This is a genomic window from Actinomadura kijaniata, from assembly GCF_014138665.1.
Taxonomy (GTDB): domain Bacteria; phylum Actinomycetota; class Actinomycetes; order Streptosporangiales; family Streptosporangiaceae; genus Spirillospora; species Spirillospora kijaniata.
Window position 1 is genome coordinate 131,783 of sequence record NZ_JACJIA010000016.1, and the last position, 16,499, is coordinate 148,281.

Below are 16,499 nucleotides of genomic sequence, written 5' to 3' on the forward strand. Positions count from 1 at the left end.
GGCGGCGATGGATTTGGTGTCGCGGACCAGAACCGTAGAACGCCGCCGCATGCCCTTGATCGTCCTCATCGAGAAGGCGTTCGAGTTTGCCTTGGACCTCATGAAACGGATCTCGAATATAAGAGCGTCCACATGGGCTGTCCGGCGCCCCGTGAAGCCGCCGAGTGAGTGGCCAGTGGAGAACCCTCCGAGCTCGGTAACCTAGCGCTGACGCGGCTGTGACGTGGCAGGCCCGAGGATGCAAGGCATGAGCAGCCTGCTGGGCAGTCCGCGTGCGCTACGCGGAGCGATCTTCGCCGTCGATGCGACGGCTCCCGGTCCGCGCGCCGTGGTGTTCCAGTACAACCCGGATGCGATCACCCGGTCGCTCACCCCGCGGGGCGGGGGCAGCGCATCGGGCGGTACCACCGATGTGCACCGCGTCTTCGGCGCCCCGATCGAGACCATCAGCCTGACCGTCGAAGTCGATGCCGCCGACCAGCCGACCGCGGTCCCCGGCGGGGCCATCGCCGGTATCGCCGGACAACTCGCCGCGCTGGAGCTGCTGCTGCACCAGCCGGTGAGTCGGGTGATCGCCAATACCGCGCTCCTGCTGGCGGGCACCATCGAGATCCTGCCGGCCGAGTCGCCGCTCACCCTCCTAGTACTGGGACCGGCGCGTGCGGTCCCCGTCCGGCTGGAGAGCCTGTCGGTGACCGAGGAGGCGTTCGACCAGCTGCTCAACCCGATACGGGCACGGGTGGAGCTGCGTGCGCGGGTGCTGTCGTACAGCGACCTGCCTCCCAGCAACGCCGGATACGCCCTGTTCCTGGTGCACCAGGTCGGCAAGGAGATCTTGGCGGCCACGGCCGTCGCGGCCAGGCCGGGGGTGTGACATGTTCACCCAGGTCAGCCGGTACCAGGACGCGCCGACTGCCAGTCTGATGCTGTCCGACGGGCGCGGCGGCCAGCGGGAGGTGCGCTACCTGTTGCCCGGCGGGCAGGAGCACAATCAGGTCGCAGCGCCGCCGACGAGCTGGCATCGGGTACGTGCCGACGATCGCATCGACCTCATCGCCGCGCACTACCTCGGTGACCCGGCCGCGTACTGGCAGGTCTGTGACGCCAACGCGGCCTTGGACCCGTTCGACCTGGTCGGGCCGCATGCCGAGGGCAGCGTACTGGCCATCCCTGGCGGGGTGTGACCGTGGGCGCCCCCATGCTGCACCTGAGCCTGCTCGCCGGGTCGACCATCCCGGTGCCGCTGCCCGCGCCGCTGGCCGCCCGGTTCCTGTCGGCCACCGTCACCGAGAGCGACAGCGGTCCCTCGGTGTTCGCGCTGCGGTTCGACGCCGGGCGTGCGGGTGTCGCGTCGGCCCTGGACACCGCGCCGCTGAGGGCGTCACCGATCAGCGCGTTCGCCCGGGTGGTGGTGGTTGTGCGCTTCGGTGCGGTGCCGCAGGTGCTCATGGACGGCTTCGTCACCCAGGTGGAACTGGTGCCGGGCCAGGAGCCGGGGTCGGCGACGCTGACGGCGATCGGCGAGGACGTGACGTTCCTGCTCGATCGGGAGGAGGTCGACACCGAGCACCCGGCCATGACCGACGTGGCGATCGTGCAGAAGGTGCTGGCTCGCTATGCCGGGCAGCGGATCGCGCCGATCGTGGTGCCACCGCCGGTGGCGGACCCGGCACTGCCGATCGAGTACATCCCGACGCAGCAGGACACCGACCTGGGATTGCTGCGCGCCCTCGCCGCGGGGCACGGTTACGTCTGCTACGCGATCCCTGGCCCGGCTCCGGGAAGCAGCGGCATCTACTGGGGGCCGCCCGTGCGGGCGGGACGGCCTCAGCCCGCGCTCTCGGTCGACCTCGGGCCGGTCACCAACGTGACGCAGGTCTCGTTCCGACAGGAGGCGATGGCGCCGATGTTCGTCGCCGGGGTGGTGCAGGATGACCGCACCGGGCGTACCGTCCCGGTGCGCACCGAGGCCAGCCTCCGGCCGCCGCTGTCAGCGCTGCCTCTGTGGGCGACCCGCCGGGGCGATGTGCGCCGCCGCAGGCTGCGCGACAGCGGGATCAGCGCGGTCACCGCGTTCGCGCGGGCGCAGGTGCGCGTGGACTCGGCTGTGGACGCCGTCGTCGCCGAAGGTTCGCTCGACGGCGCCCGGTACGGCAGCCTGCTGCGCCCGCGGGCACTGGTGGGCGTACGCGGTGCGGGCTGGTCGCACGACGGGCTGTGGTACGTGCGGCGCGTGGTGCACGAGCTGTCCGCAGGCTCCTACCAGCAACGGTTCACCCTCTGCCGGGACGGTTACGGGTCGACGATCCCGGTAGTGGTCACGTGAAGAAGTACTTCGGCAAGTACCGCGGGACGGTTCGCGCCAATGAGGATCCGCTGATGCGAGGGCGGGTCCAGGTGTCGGTCCCTGCGATCTTCGGTGATGGAAGGATGAGCTGGGCCGAGCCATGCGTGCCGTATGCCGGTAACGGCGTCGGGTTGTTCGCCGTCCCCCCGGTGGGGACGAACGTGTGGGTCGAGTTCGAGGCCGGGGACCCGCGGCGACCGATCCTCGCCGGGTGCTTCTGGGGCATCGGCCAGTCGCCGACGCCCGCCCTTCCGCACATCAAGAAGTGGCAGACCGACTGCGTCACGATCACGTTCAATGACCTGCCGCAGGTCGGCGGGCTCACCATTGAGGTCCGACCGCCTGCCGTGCCGAACCCGATGAAGCTCTCCTTCTCGGCAGAGGGCATCGAAATCAGTAACGGCGTGGCCAGCATCGCGCTGGACCCGAAGACCGTGTCGATCAACGGAGACGCGCTGGAGGTAACGTGATGCCCGGGTTCCTGGCCCAGCAGGCGGCGACCGTGCTGTGCGGGCATGGCGGGCGGGCCGCGCCGGTGACCGCGTACCGCCGGGTGACCTGCGGCGGGCAGCCGCTGGTGATGCTTAGCACGCCGTACACGATCGCCGGGTGTCCGTTCCCGACGGCCTCGGGCGGGCCGTGCGCGAGCGGCACCTGGACGGCGGGCAGCACCCGCGTCCGGGTGATGGGTGGCCAGCCGCTGGTTTTGCAGGGCGGGTCCGGCGTGTGCGCCCCAACCGGGGTACCGCTGACCGTCACCTGCTCGCAGGTAAGGGTGCGAGGCTTGTGATGCACCTGGGGATACCGATGCGCATCGACAGCCGAGGGCACACGGCCCTGGCCGACGACGAGCAGTACCTGCGCGGCCTGATCGAGCACGTACTGCTGACCCGGCTCGGTGAGCGGGTCAACCGGCCCACATTCGGCAGCGGCGTCAGCGGCCTGGTGTTCACTGCCCCAGGCGACGAGCTGGCCAACGGGGTGCAGGCGCTGGTGCACGGTGCGATCCAGCAGTGGCTCGGTGATCTGCTGCAGGTCGAGGACGTGCGGGTCGAGGGGGACGAGGGCACGCTACAGATCACCGTCGTCTACCAGCCGGCGTCCACTGCGGCGGTCGGCGGTCGCCGCACCGCCCGGGTCGTCGTGGCGGGTACGCCGTGAGCACCGATGGGTTCGCCGATGTCGCGTTCGACCGGGAGGCGCGGGTCGCGCTGGCGCGCGGCAGCGTCCATAACGGCATCGACTTCGTGGAGGTGCTGGCCAACCGCGAGGGCGAGCCAGGGTTCGTCGCGGATGCAGCCCGGCACCGGATCCTGCTGGTGTACCTGCTGCACGGGCCGGTGCCGGATGAGCTGGACCACCGCCGAGTGGCCGTGGCCGGCGGGGTGCGACCGGACCCGCGCGTCAACCCGGTCCGGGTGCTGTGGGCGTACCCGGTCACCCGGCTCGCTGGTGCCGACCCGCTCGCTGGCGTGGCCGAAGCCGACAGGATGCTGGCGGTCGCGGCGGCCGGCGAGCATGCCGACCGGATCCTAGCGGTGCGGACCACCACCAGCGGGGACTGGTCGACGTACGTGCTGCGGCTGCTGGGGCCAGGCGGGGCAGGCGTGCCCGCCGGATTCGACGCGCCCCTGGCCGAGGCGCCGTTCACGTTCACCGTCGACTGCCAGTCCGATCTGGACTGCCGGCAGGAGGCCGCGGCGGCGGATCCGGAGACCGCCGTGCCTGCCGGTGATTACCTGGCCCGCGACTACGAGGCGCTGCGGGTCCGGCTGCTGGACCGGCTCTCGACACTGCTGCCGGGGTGGTCCGACAGCAACCCCGCCGACCTCGGCGTCATGCTGGCAGAGCTGTTCGCCCACGTCGGCGACCGGCTGGCCTACTGGCAGGACGCGGTCGCGGTGGAGGCGTATCTAAGCACCGCCCGGCGGCGCACCTCGGTGCGCCGGCACGCCCGCCTGCTGGACTACCAGCTGCACGAGGGCTGCGCGGCGCGGACGTTCCTAGCGTTCACCACCGAAGGCGACACCGATCTGCCGGCAGGGACCGCCGTCGCCGACCAGGTCAGCGGGCCGGGTACGATCTTCGCCGACGTCGAAGACGCCTTGGCGCGCGGCGCGACCGTGTTCGAGACCTGTCATGCCGCGACGCTGACCCGTGGCCGCAACAGGATGGCGCTGCACTCGTGGGGCGACACGAGCAGCAGGCTGGACGCCGGAGCTCGTAGCGCTTACGTCGACGCCGGGCCGACCGGCGCGGCGGTGCAGTTGCACGAGGGTGACGTGCTGATTCTCGCCGAGCTCGGCCCGGACGGTGAGGTCGCGGGTGGCGACCCGCAGCGGCGCTACGTGATGCGCTTGGACCGCCCGCCGGTCGCGCACACGGACCCGCTGGCCGCGCCAGGGCGTACGCTGCTGCATCTGCACTGGCACGCCGACGACGCACTACGCGGGCCGCTTACCGTGTCCCGGCCGCGCCCGGACGGCAGAGCCGACGTCGCCGCGGTCGCGTTGGCCAACGTTGTCGCCGCCGACCATGGCGGTACAGTCACCGGGTTGGCGTTGGATCCATCTCGGGTGCCCCGCAACGGTGCGTACCGGCCGCGGCTGCGCCGCACTGGTCTCGCGTGGGCGCAGCGTTACGCACCCTCTGCCACGGACTCGGCCGCGGCGATGCTGCGGCCCGATCCTCACCGCGCTGAGTCGCAGATCACCCTCCACGATGGACGCCACGAGTGGCAGGCACGGCCGGACCTGCTGACCAGCCGCCGTATCGACCGGCACGTGACGGTGGAGGTCGAGGCGGACGGGTCCGTGCGGCTGCGTTTCGGCGACGGCGAGTTCGGTCGTCGGCCTGGGGCCGGTGCCCGGCCGGTGGCCCGGTGCCGCATCGGGGGCGGTGCGGAGGGCAACGTCGCCGCGGATCAGCTGTCCGTCCTGGTTCCGGCGGCCGGGAGGCAGGTGCCGGACGGGGTGGCCGTGACCAATCCGTTGGGAGCCATGGGAGGCCGCGCGCCGCAGTCGCACGAGCAGGCGCGCCGTCTCGCCCCGTTCGCGTTCCACGATTCGTTGCGTGCGGTCACGCCGAGTGACTACAGCGCGGTGGCAATGCGCCACCCCGCCGTGCAGCGGGCCGTCGCCCGGCGGCGCTGGACGGGGTCCTGGTACACCGTCGAGGTGACCATCGACCCTATCGGTGGCCAGGGTCTGGACCCGGCGGTCACCGCGCAGGTCGCACGCGTGTTAAACACTCAACGTCTGGCCGGAGTGGACGTCGAGTTCGCGCCGCCGGTCTACGTCCCCCTGGAGATCGTCCTGACAGCATGCGTGCGGTCCGGCCACCCGCGCGCAGAGGTCGCCAAGCGGCTCGGGCAGGTGCTCGGGACCGGGCTGCTGCCCGACGGCCGCCGTGGCTTGTTCCATCCGGACAACCTGACCTTCGGCCAACCGGTGTACCTCAGCGACCTGGTGGCCGCGGTAATGGCTGTGCCTGGCGTCATCAGCGTCGACGTCGACGACGCGCCGCCCTCGCCGAACAGCTTCCGCCGGCGCGACCGGCCTCCCGGCGGCGATGTCGCCGCCGGGCGCATCGACCTCGGCCCGCGCGAGGTGGCCCGCGCCGACAACGATCCCAGCAATCCCGAACACGGCCGGGTGGAGATCCTACTGCGCGGGGGCGAGGCATGAGTACCGAGGCGTCCGGCGGCACCGGCGTGCCCGCGATCGCGCTGCGGACCTCGCCGCACGGGGTGGCGATGGCGCGGATGCGGGCTGTGCTGAGCGCGCCCGGCCAGCCGCAGTCGGTGCGGTTGCTCGCCCAGCATGGCACCGAGGACCCGGCCATAGCACTGCTGGACGCGTGGGCGCTGGTCTGCGACGTCGTATCGTTCTACACCGAGCGGATCGCCGAGGAGGGCTTCCTGGCTACGGCCCGCCACCGCCGCTCGCTGCGCGAGCTGGCTCGCACCGTCGGATACGAGTTGCGTCCGGGCGTTGCGGCGCAGACCTACCTGGCGTTCACTGTCGAGGACGCGCCGGGCGCGCCGGCGACCGTCCTGGTGCCCGCAGGGCTGCCCGTGCAGAGCATTCCCGGGCAGGACATGCTGCCGCAGACGTTCGAGACCGCAGCGGAGCTGACCGCGCAGGCGGCATGGAATGCGATACCGGCGGTGGATGCGCTGCCGCAGGTTCTGCGTGCCCGCGACAAGGTCATCTGGCTGCGCGGCAGCGGGCACGGGCTCAACGCGGGCGACGGGGTGCTGGTCGTCGGCGCCGAGCGCGCCGAACTGGCCGAGCGGCCCGGGGGCCCGCAGCCCGGCGACGCGGACGCCAACCGCTGGGACTTCCGAATCGTGCAGGCGGTGTCGGAGCAGACCATCCGCTCGGGTGGGTGGACCAGGCTGACCATCACACCTGGTATCGGGTTCGCCTTCGGGGACGACATGATCGCCCATCGGGACGTGCAGGTGTTTGTGCTGCGTCGGCGTGCCCATCTGTTCGGCATGACCGCGCCCGATGTGGCGATGCTGCAAGGCAGGCCCGAGGCGGAGGGGGTGGAATGGGACAAGTTCGAGATAGACGTCGAACAACGCGAGCTGGAACTCGACGGCGACCACACCTCGCTGCAGCCCCGCACCTGGCTGGTCCTGGAGCAGAACGACAACCGCCGCCTGTACTCCATCAAGACGGTGTACGCCGACGGCCTTAAGAAGTACGGCCTCAGCGGTCGCATTACCCGTGTCACCGTCGACACCAAGTTGGGCTTGGGCGAGTTCCACCGCCGGCAGGCGCTGGTGCATGCCGATGCCCGGCCGCTGCCCGCCGAGCTGCGGCCACGCACGGAGCCGGTCGGGGGCGACGAACTGGAGCTGGCCGCCACCGAGCCGCCGTTGCCCACCGGCAGGCTGGTCCTCGTCACGGGTGAGACGGTCGGTGGTGCGGAGACCAACGTTGAACCGGCCGTGGTCAAGGCGTGCACGGTCTCGGGCACGACGATGACCGTCAAGCTGACCAAGCCGCTGCGTGGCTCGTATGCCGCCGCGACCGTACGTGTGCTGGGCAACGCCGTCGCCGCCAGCCACGGTGAGACGATCAATCAGGTGCTGGGCAGCGGCGACAGCCGCACCGCGTTCGCCACGTACCGGCTGCGCCGCGCGCCGCTGACCTTCCTGCGTACCTCCACGGCCTCCGGCGTCACCGACACCCTGGAGGTGCGCGTCGACGGCGTGCGCTGGCGCGCGGTCGAGTCGTTCACCGACGCAAACCCCGACGACCGGGTCTACGTCCTGCGGACCGCCGACAACGGCGAGGTCGCGGTGGAGTTCGGCGATGGCGTGCACGGCGCCCGCCCGCCGACCGGCGAGGAGAACATCACCGCCCGCTACCGCGTGGGCATCGGGCGCGACGGCGAGGTCGCCGCCGGCGCCCTCGCCCTGCTCACCCAGCGGCCGTTGAGCATCCGGGACGTGAGCAACCCCGCAGACACGCTGGACTGGGCGCCGCCGGAGGAAATCGATCAGGCCCGGACCAACGCACCGATGCACGCGCGCACGCTCGGGCGGGCGGTGTCGGTCGGCGACCACGAGGACTTCGCTCGGGGCTTCGCCGGTGTCGGCCACGCCCGCGCCGACCTGGTCTGGGACGGGAGGCGCCACATCCTCGCGGTGACCGTGCTCGGCGTCGACGGCCGACCGGTCAGCGACGGCCTGCTGGCCGACCTGCGCACGGCTCTGGAGGCCGCGCGCGATCCGGTCACCACGCTCGCGCTTCTTCCCGCGCAGGTGATCGAGTACGGTGCCCGCGTCCGGGTCGCGGCCGATCCCGCCTACGAGCCCGGCGCCGTGCACCAGGCCGTCGCCGACACGCTCGACCGGAGGCTCGGACCGGGTTGGGCGTCGTTCGCCTCGGCGGTCACCGCAGCCGCCGTGCTCGTGATGGTCCACGACGTACCCGGTGTCCGGGCGTGCACCATGCCCGAGCTCGCCCCGATCACCCACCCGACGTCGCAGAGGCTACTCCTCGCCCAGTCGGCCCGCTGGCTGGAGAACGGCACTCTCGCCCCGGCCGAGGTGCTGAGCCTGGCCCGCGACCACCTCAACATCGAGGAGATGCCATGACCCCCGAAACAACCGAGGCCACCCGGCGGCTGCAAGCGCTCCTGCCCGCCCACCTGACCGGCCGCGATCCCGCCACCGGCGTCGCCGATCCCACCGACGCGATGGCGGCGCTGCTGACCGCGGTCGGCGAGGAACTTCAGGTGCTGGAGGACGACATCGCCATGCTGTACGACAGCTGGTTCATCGAGACCTGCCCCGAATGGGTGGTGCCGTACCTGGCGGACCTAGTCGGGCTGGACGCCCTGCCCGCCGACCTCGGGCCCGGGGTCAGCCGCCGCAGCATCGTCGCCAACACCATTGCCTACCGCCGCCGCAAAGGCACCGTCGCGATCCTGGAACGCATCGCCCGCGACATCACCGGCTGGCCCGCCCGCGCGGTGGAGTTCTACTGCTTACTCGCCACAACGGCCCACCTCAACCACGTACGGCTGGACCGGGCGGCCACCGCCGACCTACGCAAGGCCGGGCGGCTCGAACATTGCGGCGGGCATGCGGCCGGTGCGCTCGACCCCCTGGCCCACACCGCCGAGGCACGCAGCATCACCCGCGGCCGTGGCCGCTACGGCATCGCGAATGTGGGCGTGTTCCTGTTCGGATGGCAGACCTACGACGTCGAGTGGGCGACGGCCCGCCCGAGCGACGCGCCCGGCGAGTTCACCGCCGACCCGCTCGGCCGCAGCGCTCCCCTGTTCGCCACGCCACCGGCCGAACCCGCCGTGGAGGAACTGGCCGACGAAGCCGACCTGCCTGTGCCGCTGCGCCCGCGGCGGCTACTCGACCTGCTGCGGGCCGCCCGCAGCGGACCAGCCGCGCCGCGCGACCTCCCCGTCGGCGTACGCCTCGACGCCACGTCGGCTCCCGTGCCCGCCACCCACCTGCGTGTCTGCGGGCTTGAGGACCTGCTGCCCGGCACTCCCGACCTCCAAGTCATGATCGACGCCCGGAACGGTCGCCTGCACGCCTTTCGGGAAGGACAGCCACCACCGCGACAGCTGCAAGTGCGCTACACCTACGGCGGCATCGCCGACCTGGGCGCCGGTCCGTACGACCGCCGGGACCTGCACGAGCAAGCGCTGGCATCAGATGCCTACCTGGGCACTCGCGGCACGACCGGGCAGATTGCGGTGAACGCCGCAGGCGCACGTGACCTCAGCGTCACGACATTGGGCGCCGCACTCAACGCGGCCCGGCTGGCCTGGGAGACCCCCGGCGACTCGTCGGCGGCCGGTGGTACGTTCGTCATCACCGTCGCCGACAATGCCACCTACGTCGAGGACCTGACGGTCACCATCCCTGCCGCGACGCGGCTGGTCATCGTCGCAGCGACACCCCCACCCGGTGGTCCGGCCGACCCCGGTGAGTACGACTTCGCAGGGCTGCGCCCGCATCTGCGCGGCCGGATCCAGGTCACCGGCGAGCCCGGCAGCAGCCTGGTCCTTGATGGCCTCGTCATCGAGGGGGACCTCACGGCAGCGCCCGGCCATCTCGGCTCGCTCACCCTGGCCCAGAGCACGCTCGCGGGGTCCCTCACCGTCGCGGGCAACCCCGCAGGCAGCACCAATGGCGAGCTGAGCGTCCGGCTGCTTCGCACCGTCACCGGACCGGTGGCCCTAGCCGAGACCGTGCCCGCCCTAGCCATGACCGGCAGCATCGTCGACCCGCAGCTGTCCGCCACTGCCGCCACCGCCGCGGTGACCGCGCCCGGTGCCCGCCTGGCCGTCGACACCTGCACGCTGCTGGGCACGGTGGACACCAGGCTGCTCGACGCGAGCAGCACCCTACTCACCGCGCGCACCACCGCCACCCACCGCCAGACCGGCTGCGTACGGTTCAGCTACGTCGCGCCCGGCTCGCGCATCCCGCACCGCTACCGGTGCGTGCCCGAGGGCCCCGACGACCGTTCCGTCCCAGTATTCGCCTCCCTCGACCCCGCCTCCCCTCAGTACGCGGCCCTAGCCAGGGGCTGCCCGGCGAGCATCGCCGAGGGCGGTGAGGGTGACGCCGAAATGGGCGCACACCACCACCTGCACCGGCCGCAGCGGCTGCGCGCCGCCCGGGCGCAGCTGGCCCCATACGTACCAGCGGGACTAGAGATCGGGATCATCGGGAGCTGACATGCACGGAGACTTCACCAGGCTGCGTTTCGACCCCGGCCACCGATCGGTGCTTCTGCAGCAGGGCCGGGTCCTGCTCGACGCCGACTTCAACGAGCAGAGCGAGATCACCGCCTACCAGGACGAGTCCCGCGCCCGCGACATGATCGGCCGGTGCGGCGCTCCCGCGACCGGGGCCGGGTTCGCCATCGTCGACGCCGCCGGGGCCAAACCCGCCAACACCCCGTGGGCTCAGCTGCACATCGCCCCCGGCCGCTACTACGTCGACGGAATAATGGTCGAGGCACCCACACCTGCCGCCTCCGCGGCGGGCTGGCCGCTGGCCGCCCAGCCCCACCTGCCCGCCATCGAGGACGAAACCCCAGGCCTGGACGAACCCGCCGTCGACGGACGGTACGCGGTGTACCTCGACGTGTGGCACCACCACGTCACCGCCGACCAGGAACCGGCGCTGCACGAGCCCGCGCTCGGAAGCCCGGACACCAGCACCCGGCTGCGTACCGTATGGCAAGTCCGGATCGTCCCGCTGACCGCAAACGAGAAGTGCTCGGACTTGCACAGGGACGGCTGGCTGGCCGAGCCGCCGCCCAGCCTCACCGCGAGCCTGCAGCAGCCCGAGGCACAGCCCGACCCGTGCAGGCTCAGCGCCTCCGGCGGGTACCAGCGGCTGGAGAACCAGCTCTACCGGGTGCAAATCCACGACACCCCCGAGGCGGGGTTCCGGTTCCTGTGGTCGCGCGAAAACGGCAGCGTTGTGGCGGCCATCACCGCGATCACGAACGGCGGCACCGAGCTGGTGCTCGACCGGACGGGCCGCGACGAGGAACTGTCCATCCGGCCCGGTGACGTCGTCGAGGTGACCAGCGACGACTGGGCTCTGCACCAGCGGCCAGGGCGGCTGGCCACCGCCGGGGCACCCCAGGACCTGGTGCTGCCCGTGACCTGGGAAGGCCAGCAGGCGCTGACGTTGAAGGAACTCGGCCGCGCGCCGATCGTGCGCCGCTGGGAGGGCGCGGCCCGCCCGGCCACCGGGTCGGTCGAACTGGAGGCCGGTATCCAGGTCCAGTTCGGCGCGTCCGGCACGTTCCAGACCGGACAGTACTGGCTCATCCCAGCGCGCACGGTCCGGCTGGTCTACGGCCTGTCCGGCGCCAGCGGCAGCATCGACTGGCCGAAAGGCAGCAGCGGCGAGTCCTTGGCGCTGCCGCCGCACGGCCCGGTGCACCACCGCACCCCGCTAGCGATCCTCGTCCGCAGCGGAGGGGCGACTCCAGTGTGGACGCTGGAGTCCGACTGCCGCTGCCTCTACCCAACACTAACCGACCTGACCACGTTCGACCTGCTGGGCGGCGATGGGCAGGAGGTGCTGCGCGGTCTGCCGCTGCCCGAGCCGGTGATCGTCTGCGTGCGGCGCGGCGGACTGCCGGTCACCGATGCCCGGGTGCGTTTCGAGACCCGAAGCGGCGGCGTGCTGGCTGTCGGCGAGCCCCCCGACAGCGGCCCGAACCGGCTGGACCTCGGCGTCGGCGGCGACGGCACGGTGGCCGTACGCTGGCGGCCCGACCCTGCAGGTCCGGTCGCACAGGTGCTCACCGCGCAACTGCTCGACGACAAGGACCGGGTCGTCGGCCCGGCGGCCCGGGTGACCGGCCGCGTCAACCAGGCCACCCTGCGGCTGCTGGGCGGGGACGGGCAGTTGGCCGCGGGCCGCAACAAGGTCCTGCCGGAGCCGGTGCGTGTCGTCGTCGACACTCCGCACGGACCGGTCGCCGGTGTCAAGCTCATCGCGGGAGCGCCCGCGGGCGCTCCCCCGGCGGAGCTGGCAGGTACGTTCGCCAAGGCCGTCGTCCCGAATGAGACCCGTCCCGACACTCTCGGCATGTCGACGTCGGGCGTGACCGGCCCTGACGGCTCGCTTGGATTCTGGTGGCAGTCGGCGTTCACCATCCCGGGCGACAGCGCGGCATTGGAGGTTCGATTCGCCGATGCCGCCGTCACCGCCGCACCGGTGCGCGTCACCGCACAACTGTCACCGGCCGTGGGCGCGAGGCCAGTCAACGTACATATCGAGAAAATCCTATGGAAGACAATAAATCCGAACACCAACGAGAAAACGGAGCTGGAAGTCGGCCTGGAGTCCGGATCTGTATCGTACCAGCAGCTGGTAAAGGGCTTCGAGGTCACACTGGACGAAATGATCACCGCTCCGGAGGACTCGGTACGTGTGCTGCTCCGGATGATGTGGCCGGCCAGGGAAAGAAGATTCGGCTACACGTGGCTGGAACTTCACTCGACAGTCGAGATTTCAGGAAAGGTAATCTCCTGGAATGTTTTCGGTGGCGAGACTGGTGGATGGGTGGGACCGTGGTTGAAGACCGGGTTGTGGACTCACTTCGGAGACGACAGTCTGTCCGTTATCGACAGATTGGACTGCCGCCTGGTGATCGACGGCTGGGCCATCAGGTCCGCAGCCGCGCCAGAGCGCAGTCTCAACTGCTACTCGCAGCTGATCGGCGGCAAACACAGGTTCCCGAGGGACGATGCAACCTTCGCGAACCAGTTCGTCTTCCCATTCAAACTGGATAATCCTAATGCGTTTTTTTAGCGGGTCCCTGTGCTCGATCAGCCGCTGGGCAATCGGCCTGATTTGGCCAGCTCCCACCGCAACGCATCGCTGAGATGCCGTGGTGTCACCACCCCGCCATCCGTGGCGGCCAGGTAGGCCGAACTCAGGGCGATGGAAGCGATCGCTCCGCCGGAAAGATCGCGTACCGCCAGCTCGGCGGTGTCGATGTCGTGGAGCGGCGTGCCGGGAGGGAACGCGCGGCGCCACAGCGCCTCCCGTGCGGCCAGGTCCGGATAGGGGAAGCTGATCACTGCGGACAAACGGCGCATGAACGCCGGGTCGAGCGCGGAGCGGGCGTTGGTGGTCAGGATCGCCAGGCCGCGGAAGGTCTCCAGGCGCTGCAACAGGTAGCCGACCTCCTGATTGGAGTACCGGTCGTGGCTGTCGCGGACCTCGGTACGCCTGCCGAAGAGGGCGTCGGCCTCATCGAACAGCAGCACCACTCCCCCGTCCTCGGCCTCGTCGAACAGCCGACGCAGGTTCTTCTGCGTCTCCCCGATGTACTTGTTCACCACCGTCGCCGCGTCGACCTGGACGAGGTCGAGGGCGAGGTCGTGGGCGATCACCTCGGCGGCGAAGGTCTTGCCCGTGCCGCTGCCGCCGGCGAACAGGGCTGTCGTGCCCAGCCCGCGCGCCGAGCGACCGGCGAAGCCCCAGTCGTGCAGCACGGTCACCCGGTGCCGGGCGCGGCCGGCCAGCGCCCGCAACTGGTCCAGCTGGGCGGTCGGCAGCACCAGGTCGTCCCAGTTCGCCTGCGGGTGCAGCACCCGGGCCAGGCCGCCGAAGGTACGCCGGGCGCGGGTCCGACATGCCGCCCACAACGGGACTCCTGTGGACACCTCCTGGACGACGTCGCCGATGTGGGGCAGGGGCAGGTCGAACACACCGGCGGCGGTGTCGGCCAGCGGATCGGGCTGGGTAAGCGCGTCCCGGAACAGGTGTCGGCGTTCGTCCAAGCCGAGACGCGGGACCTCCACCGGCACGACGTCGGCGACTGCGGGGGCGTCGGCACCCGCCAGCAGGACGACGGGCGCGGCGACGGCGTACAGGCTGCGGGCGCAGCGTGCCAGGTCCTCACCGGTGGCGTCGGTGACGTCCAGCGCCCAGGCGCAGCCGTCAAGGACCGTCTCGCGTTCCATCAGCCGTACCATCCGGTGGCGTGCGGCTGTTTCGCCTGGCAGGTCGGCGGCGGATATCTCGCGCAGGCTCAGCCCCTTCGCGGTAGCCGCACCGACGGCGGCGGCCAGCACATTGTCCGGTTGCGGTCCGTGCAGCAGCACGGTGCGGTGCTCGGCCCAGCGGCACGCGACCGTGGCGGCGGCTGTACGCAGCGACGGCGGCAGGTCAGCGGGAGCCGACCGCAGCCGGCTGAGCGCGGCCAGCTCGCACGCCAGGTATCCGGCGCCGACAAGGTGGTGCAGCACCCGCTCGTCGACCAGCAGCGGGCTGTGGGACGGCGATTGCGGTTCGGCCAGGCGCAGCAGTTTCCAGCGGCGCAGCGGCGCGTCGGGTGTCATCGCGCTCCAGTGCGCCTGCGGTAACAGCGACATCGCGGCGGCGAAGGTGATTCGAGGGGTGCCGAACGCCGACGCCAACTCGTCGGCGGTCTCGGCGACGAGGTCGGGGCCCGCGGCCAGCACGAGCACGTCGCGCTCGAACTCCGTCAGGCCAAACCCCTGGGTCAGGGTGTCCAGGGCGGCGGGCGCCGACAGCCGGGAGGCCGCGCCGGTCACGGTGGTACGGTCCAGCAGCTCACCGCCGGACCGTATCCGGGTGCGCAGGAGGTTCAGCACCGCGACGAGGTAGTCGCGGTTGGCCTCGGCCCAGCCGCCGTCGCCGTCCGAGTACGCGCTCATGGTGGCAGGACGAGTTTGGGCGCGGAATACACCTCTCCGTCGCGTTCGGGCAGACTGCTGACACCGTCGACGTGGACCCGCACCAGCCACTCGCCGTCTGGAACGGCGCCGCGGGACACTGACACGGCGGCCTGCGCGGGCTGACCCTCGTCGGGTGCCCTCAGAGGGAGGATTGTGGTCTGTCCGGAAGCCCCGGTGAGAACGAGTTCAGCCCGCTGACCGGGAAACAACGGCGGGCTCAGCTGCAGAGTGATCTTGTCCTCGGCCACGGACCCGACGCTGACCGTGGGGCGTACCAGCAGCGGCAGGTGATTGGACCACGCGGTGACACGTCCGGGTGCGCCATCGGGGCTGGGCTCGGACAGGTGCAGCAAGTGAATCGTGCTCTCGCCGGCCGGTACCTCCACGCCGAGCGCGACGGTCAGCGAGGCAGGGCCGCCCTCCTGCACCGGCAGGCTGACCGTCCCGATGCGCACCCTGGTGCGAGCGCCGCGCAGGCCGCTGCCGTGCAGCGTCAGCACGGTACCGGCTGTCACCGGCACGTCGGGCCCGCCGACCGGGACGACCCGGTGCAGGCGCGGCCAGATGTCGGGGCGCACTTGCAGGTCGAGGTGGCGCACCGGCAGCGAGTGCGACGGTGTCACGGCGGCCTCCACCACGACGACGGTGGCGGTGTAGGCGACCGACAGCAGGTACGGCGTCTGAAACAGCACCGACCACAGCTTGGACAGTTCCTCAAGCAACAGCGGCTGGGGCGCCAGCTTCACCGTCTCGGCGGCGTCGGCCAGGTCGGCCTTGGCCAGGAAGCCGAGGTCGGTGCCGGGCTGCCCGGCCAGAGCGGTCATCGCGTCGCGTACCAGGTCGCGGGTGAGGATGGGCACCCGGGCGAGCTGGGCCACCGCTCGGGCGAGCAGCCGCTGCGCCTCCAGTTTGGTGTCGTCACCGTAGAACGTGAGCAGGTAGTTCAGGTCCAGCGCGGCGTTCGGCCGGCGCGCCAGCGAGCCGTCGCTGCGGCGGGTCGGCAGATTACGCTGGCCGAAGGCCTGGTTCGGGGCGACATGGTAGAGATAGAGGTTGATGCCCGCAGCGACGTCCTCCGCCACGGAGGTGTCGCGCAGCCGGTCCGGCCGCAGCGTGGTCACCTTCGCGCCGCCGACCTGGCCGGGCTCGTCCGCGCCAAGGGCCTTGTCCAGCAGGAACCGCAGCGTCGAGGTCACGGCCGCGACCGCCAGCACATTGCTCATCGCCACTCCGCCTCTCGTCGGGCCAGGTACCGCGCGAGCTGTTCTGATGGCCCGGGGCTTGGAGGTCGCGCTGCGACGGGTGCGGGAGGCGCCGGGCGGACGACCTCGATCCGGCCGATGTTGAGGTGCACAGTGGCGTCGGCGGGGACCGGTGTTGGCTGCCAGTCGTCCAGGTGCATGCTGACAGGTTCTCCCGG

12 protein-coding genes are annotated in these 16,499 nt (G+C 71.3%); 10 read left to right on the forward strand and 2 right to left on the reverse strand.

Going from position 1 to position 16,499, the window contains the following annotated elements:
• Positions 1 to 247 precede the first annotated feature (247 nt).
• From HNR61_RS40700 to HNR61_RS40745, 10 genes are read left to right on the forward strand one after another with little or no spacing between them, the layout of a single operon-like run.
• Complete coding sequence (locus HNR61_RS40700; protein WP_182848476.1) at positions 248 to 874, forward strand: hypothetical protein; 627 nt, start codon at positions 248 to 250, stop codon at positions 872 to 874.
• A 1-nt stretch (position 875) separates the two neighbouring features.
• Entirely contained in the window at positions 876 to 1,184 is a 309-nt protein-coding gene (locus HNR61_RS40705; RefSeq protein WP_182848477.1) for a LysM peptidoglycan-binding domain-containing protein, read from the forward strand.
• A gap of 14 nt (positions 1,185 to 1,198) precedes the next feature.
• Complete coding sequence (locus tag HNR61_RS40710; RefSeq protein WP_220510384.1) at positions 1,199 to 2,326, forward strand: hypothetical protein; 1,128 nt, start codon at positions 1,199 to 1,201, stop codon at positions 2,324 to 2,326.
• The gene (locus HNR61_RS40715; protein WP_182848479.1) at positions 2,323 to 2,817 is read left to right on the forward strand and encodes a phage baseplate assembly protein V; all 495 of its coding nucleotides are present in this window, start codon (positions 2,323 to 2,325) and stop codon (positions 2,815 to 2,817) included. Before HNR61_RS40710 ends, HNR61_RS40715 begins: the two co-directional genes overlap by 4 nt.
• The gene (locus HNR61_RS40720; protein WP_182848480.1) at positions 2,817 to 3,137 is read left to right on the forward strand and encodes a hypothetical protein; all 321 of its coding nucleotides are present in this window, start codon (positions 2,817 to 2,819) and stop codon (positions 3,135 to 3,137) included. The genes HNR61_RS40715 and HNR61_RS40720 overlap by 1 nt, the downstream gene beginning before the upstream one ends.
• Positions 3,137 to 3,508 (forward strand): GPW/gp25 family protein, encoded by a 372-nt coding sequence (locus tag HNR61_RS40725; protein WP_182848481.1) that lies wholly within the window; start codon positions 3,137 to 3,139, stop codon positions 3,506 to 3,508. Before HNR61_RS40720 ends, HNR61_RS40725 begins: the two co-directional genes overlap by 1 nt.
• A complete protein-coding gene (locus HNR61_RS50285) occupies positions 3,505 to 6,033 on the forward strand; it encodes a putative baseplate assembly protein (protein WP_182848482.1) in 2,529 nt (842 codons plus the stop codon). Before HNR61_RS40725 ends, HNR61_RS50285 begins: the two co-directional genes overlap by 4 nt.
• Positions 6,030 to 8,462 carry a baseplate J/gp47 family protein gene (locus tag HNR61_RS40735; RefSeq protein ID WP_182848483.1) on the forward strand — a complete coding sequence of 811 codons (2,433 nt, stop codon included), beginning with the start codon at positions 6,030 to 6,032 and terminating at the stop codon, positions 8,460 to 8,462. The genes HNR61_RS50285 and HNR61_RS40735 overlap by 4 nt, the downstream gene beginning before the upstream one ends.
• On the forward strand, positions 8,459 to 10,576 hold the full coding sequence (locus tag HNR61_RS40740; RefSeq protein ID WP_182848484.1) for a phage tail protein: 2,118 nt from the start codon (positions 8,459 to 8,461) through the stop codon (positions 10,574 to 10,576). Before HNR61_RS40735 ends, HNR61_RS40740 begins: the two co-directional genes overlap by 4 nt.
• A 1-nt stretch (position 10,577) precedes the next feature.
• Positions 10,578 to 13,181 carry a DUF6519 domain-containing protein gene (locus HNR61_RS40745; protein WP_182848485.1) on the forward strand — a complete coding sequence of 868 codons (2,604 nt, stop codon included), beginning with the start codon at positions 10,578 to 10,580 and terminating at the stop codon, positions 13,179 to 13,181.
• A gap of 17 nt (positions 13,182 to 13,198) precedes the next feature.
• On the opposite strand, the gene HNR61_RS40750 is transcribed toward HNR61_RS40745, so the two are convergent.
• Complete coding sequence (locus HNR61_RS40750) at positions 13,199 to 15,058, reverse strand: ATP-binding protein (RefSeq protein WP_182848486.1); 1,860 nt, start codon at positions 15,056 to 15,058, stop codon at positions 13,199 to 13,201.
• Positions 15,055 to 16,302 (reverse strand): Pvc16 family protein, encoded by a 1,248-nt coding sequence (locus HNR61_RS40755; protein WP_182848487.1) that lies wholly within the window; start codon positions 16,300 to 16,302, stop codon positions 15,055 to 15,057. The genes HNR61_RS40750 and HNR61_RS40755 overlap by 4 nt, the downstream gene beginning before the upstream one ends.
• Between the last annotated feature and the right edge of the window lie 197 nt (positions 16,303 to 16,499).

Excerpts from the sequence above, each read along its gene's own strand:
- HNR61_RS40700 (WP_182848476.1), top strand. The coding sequence starts at position 248 with ATGAGCAGCCTGCTGGGCAGTCCGCGTGCGCTACGCGGAGCGATCTTC.
- HNR61_RS40705 (WP_182848477.1), top strand. The coding sequence starts at position 876 with ATGTTCACCCAGGTCAGCCGGTACCAGGACGCGCCGACTGCCAGTCTG.
- HNR61_RS40710 (WP_220510384.1), top strand. The coding sequence starts at position 1,199 with ATGCTGCACCTGAGCCTGCTCGCCGGGTCGACCATCCCGGTGCCGCTG.
- HNR61_RS40720 (WP_182848480.1), top strand. The coding sequence starts at position 2,817 with ATGCCCGGGTTCCTGGCCCAGCAGGCGGCGACCGTGCTGTGCGGGCAT.
- HNR61_RS40725 (WP_182848481.1), top strand. The coding sequence starts at position 3,137 with ATGCACCTGGGGATACCGATGCGCATCGACAGCCGAGGGCACACGGCC.
- HNR61_RS40735 (WP_182848483.1), top strand. The coding sequence starts at position 6,030 with ATGAGTACCGAGGCGTCCGGCGGCACCGGCGTGCCCGCGATCGCGCTG.
- HNR61_RS40740 (WP_182848484.1), top strand. The coding sequence starts at position 8,459 with ATGACCCCCGAAACAACCGAGGCCACCCGGCGGCTGCAAGCGCTCCTG.
- HNR61_RS40745 (WP_182848485.1), top strand. The coding sequence starts at position 10,578 with ATGCACGGAGACTTCACCAGGCTGCGTTTCGACCCCGGCCACCGATCG.
- HNR61_RS40750 (WP_182848486.1), bottom strand. The coding sequence starts at position 15,058 with ATGAGCGCGTACTCGGACGGCGACGGCGGCTGGGCCGAGGCCAACCGC.
- HNR61_RS40755 (WP_182848487.1), bottom strand. The coding sequence starts at position 16,302 with ATGAGCAATGTGCTGGCGGTCGCGGCCGTGACCTCGACGCTGCGGTTC.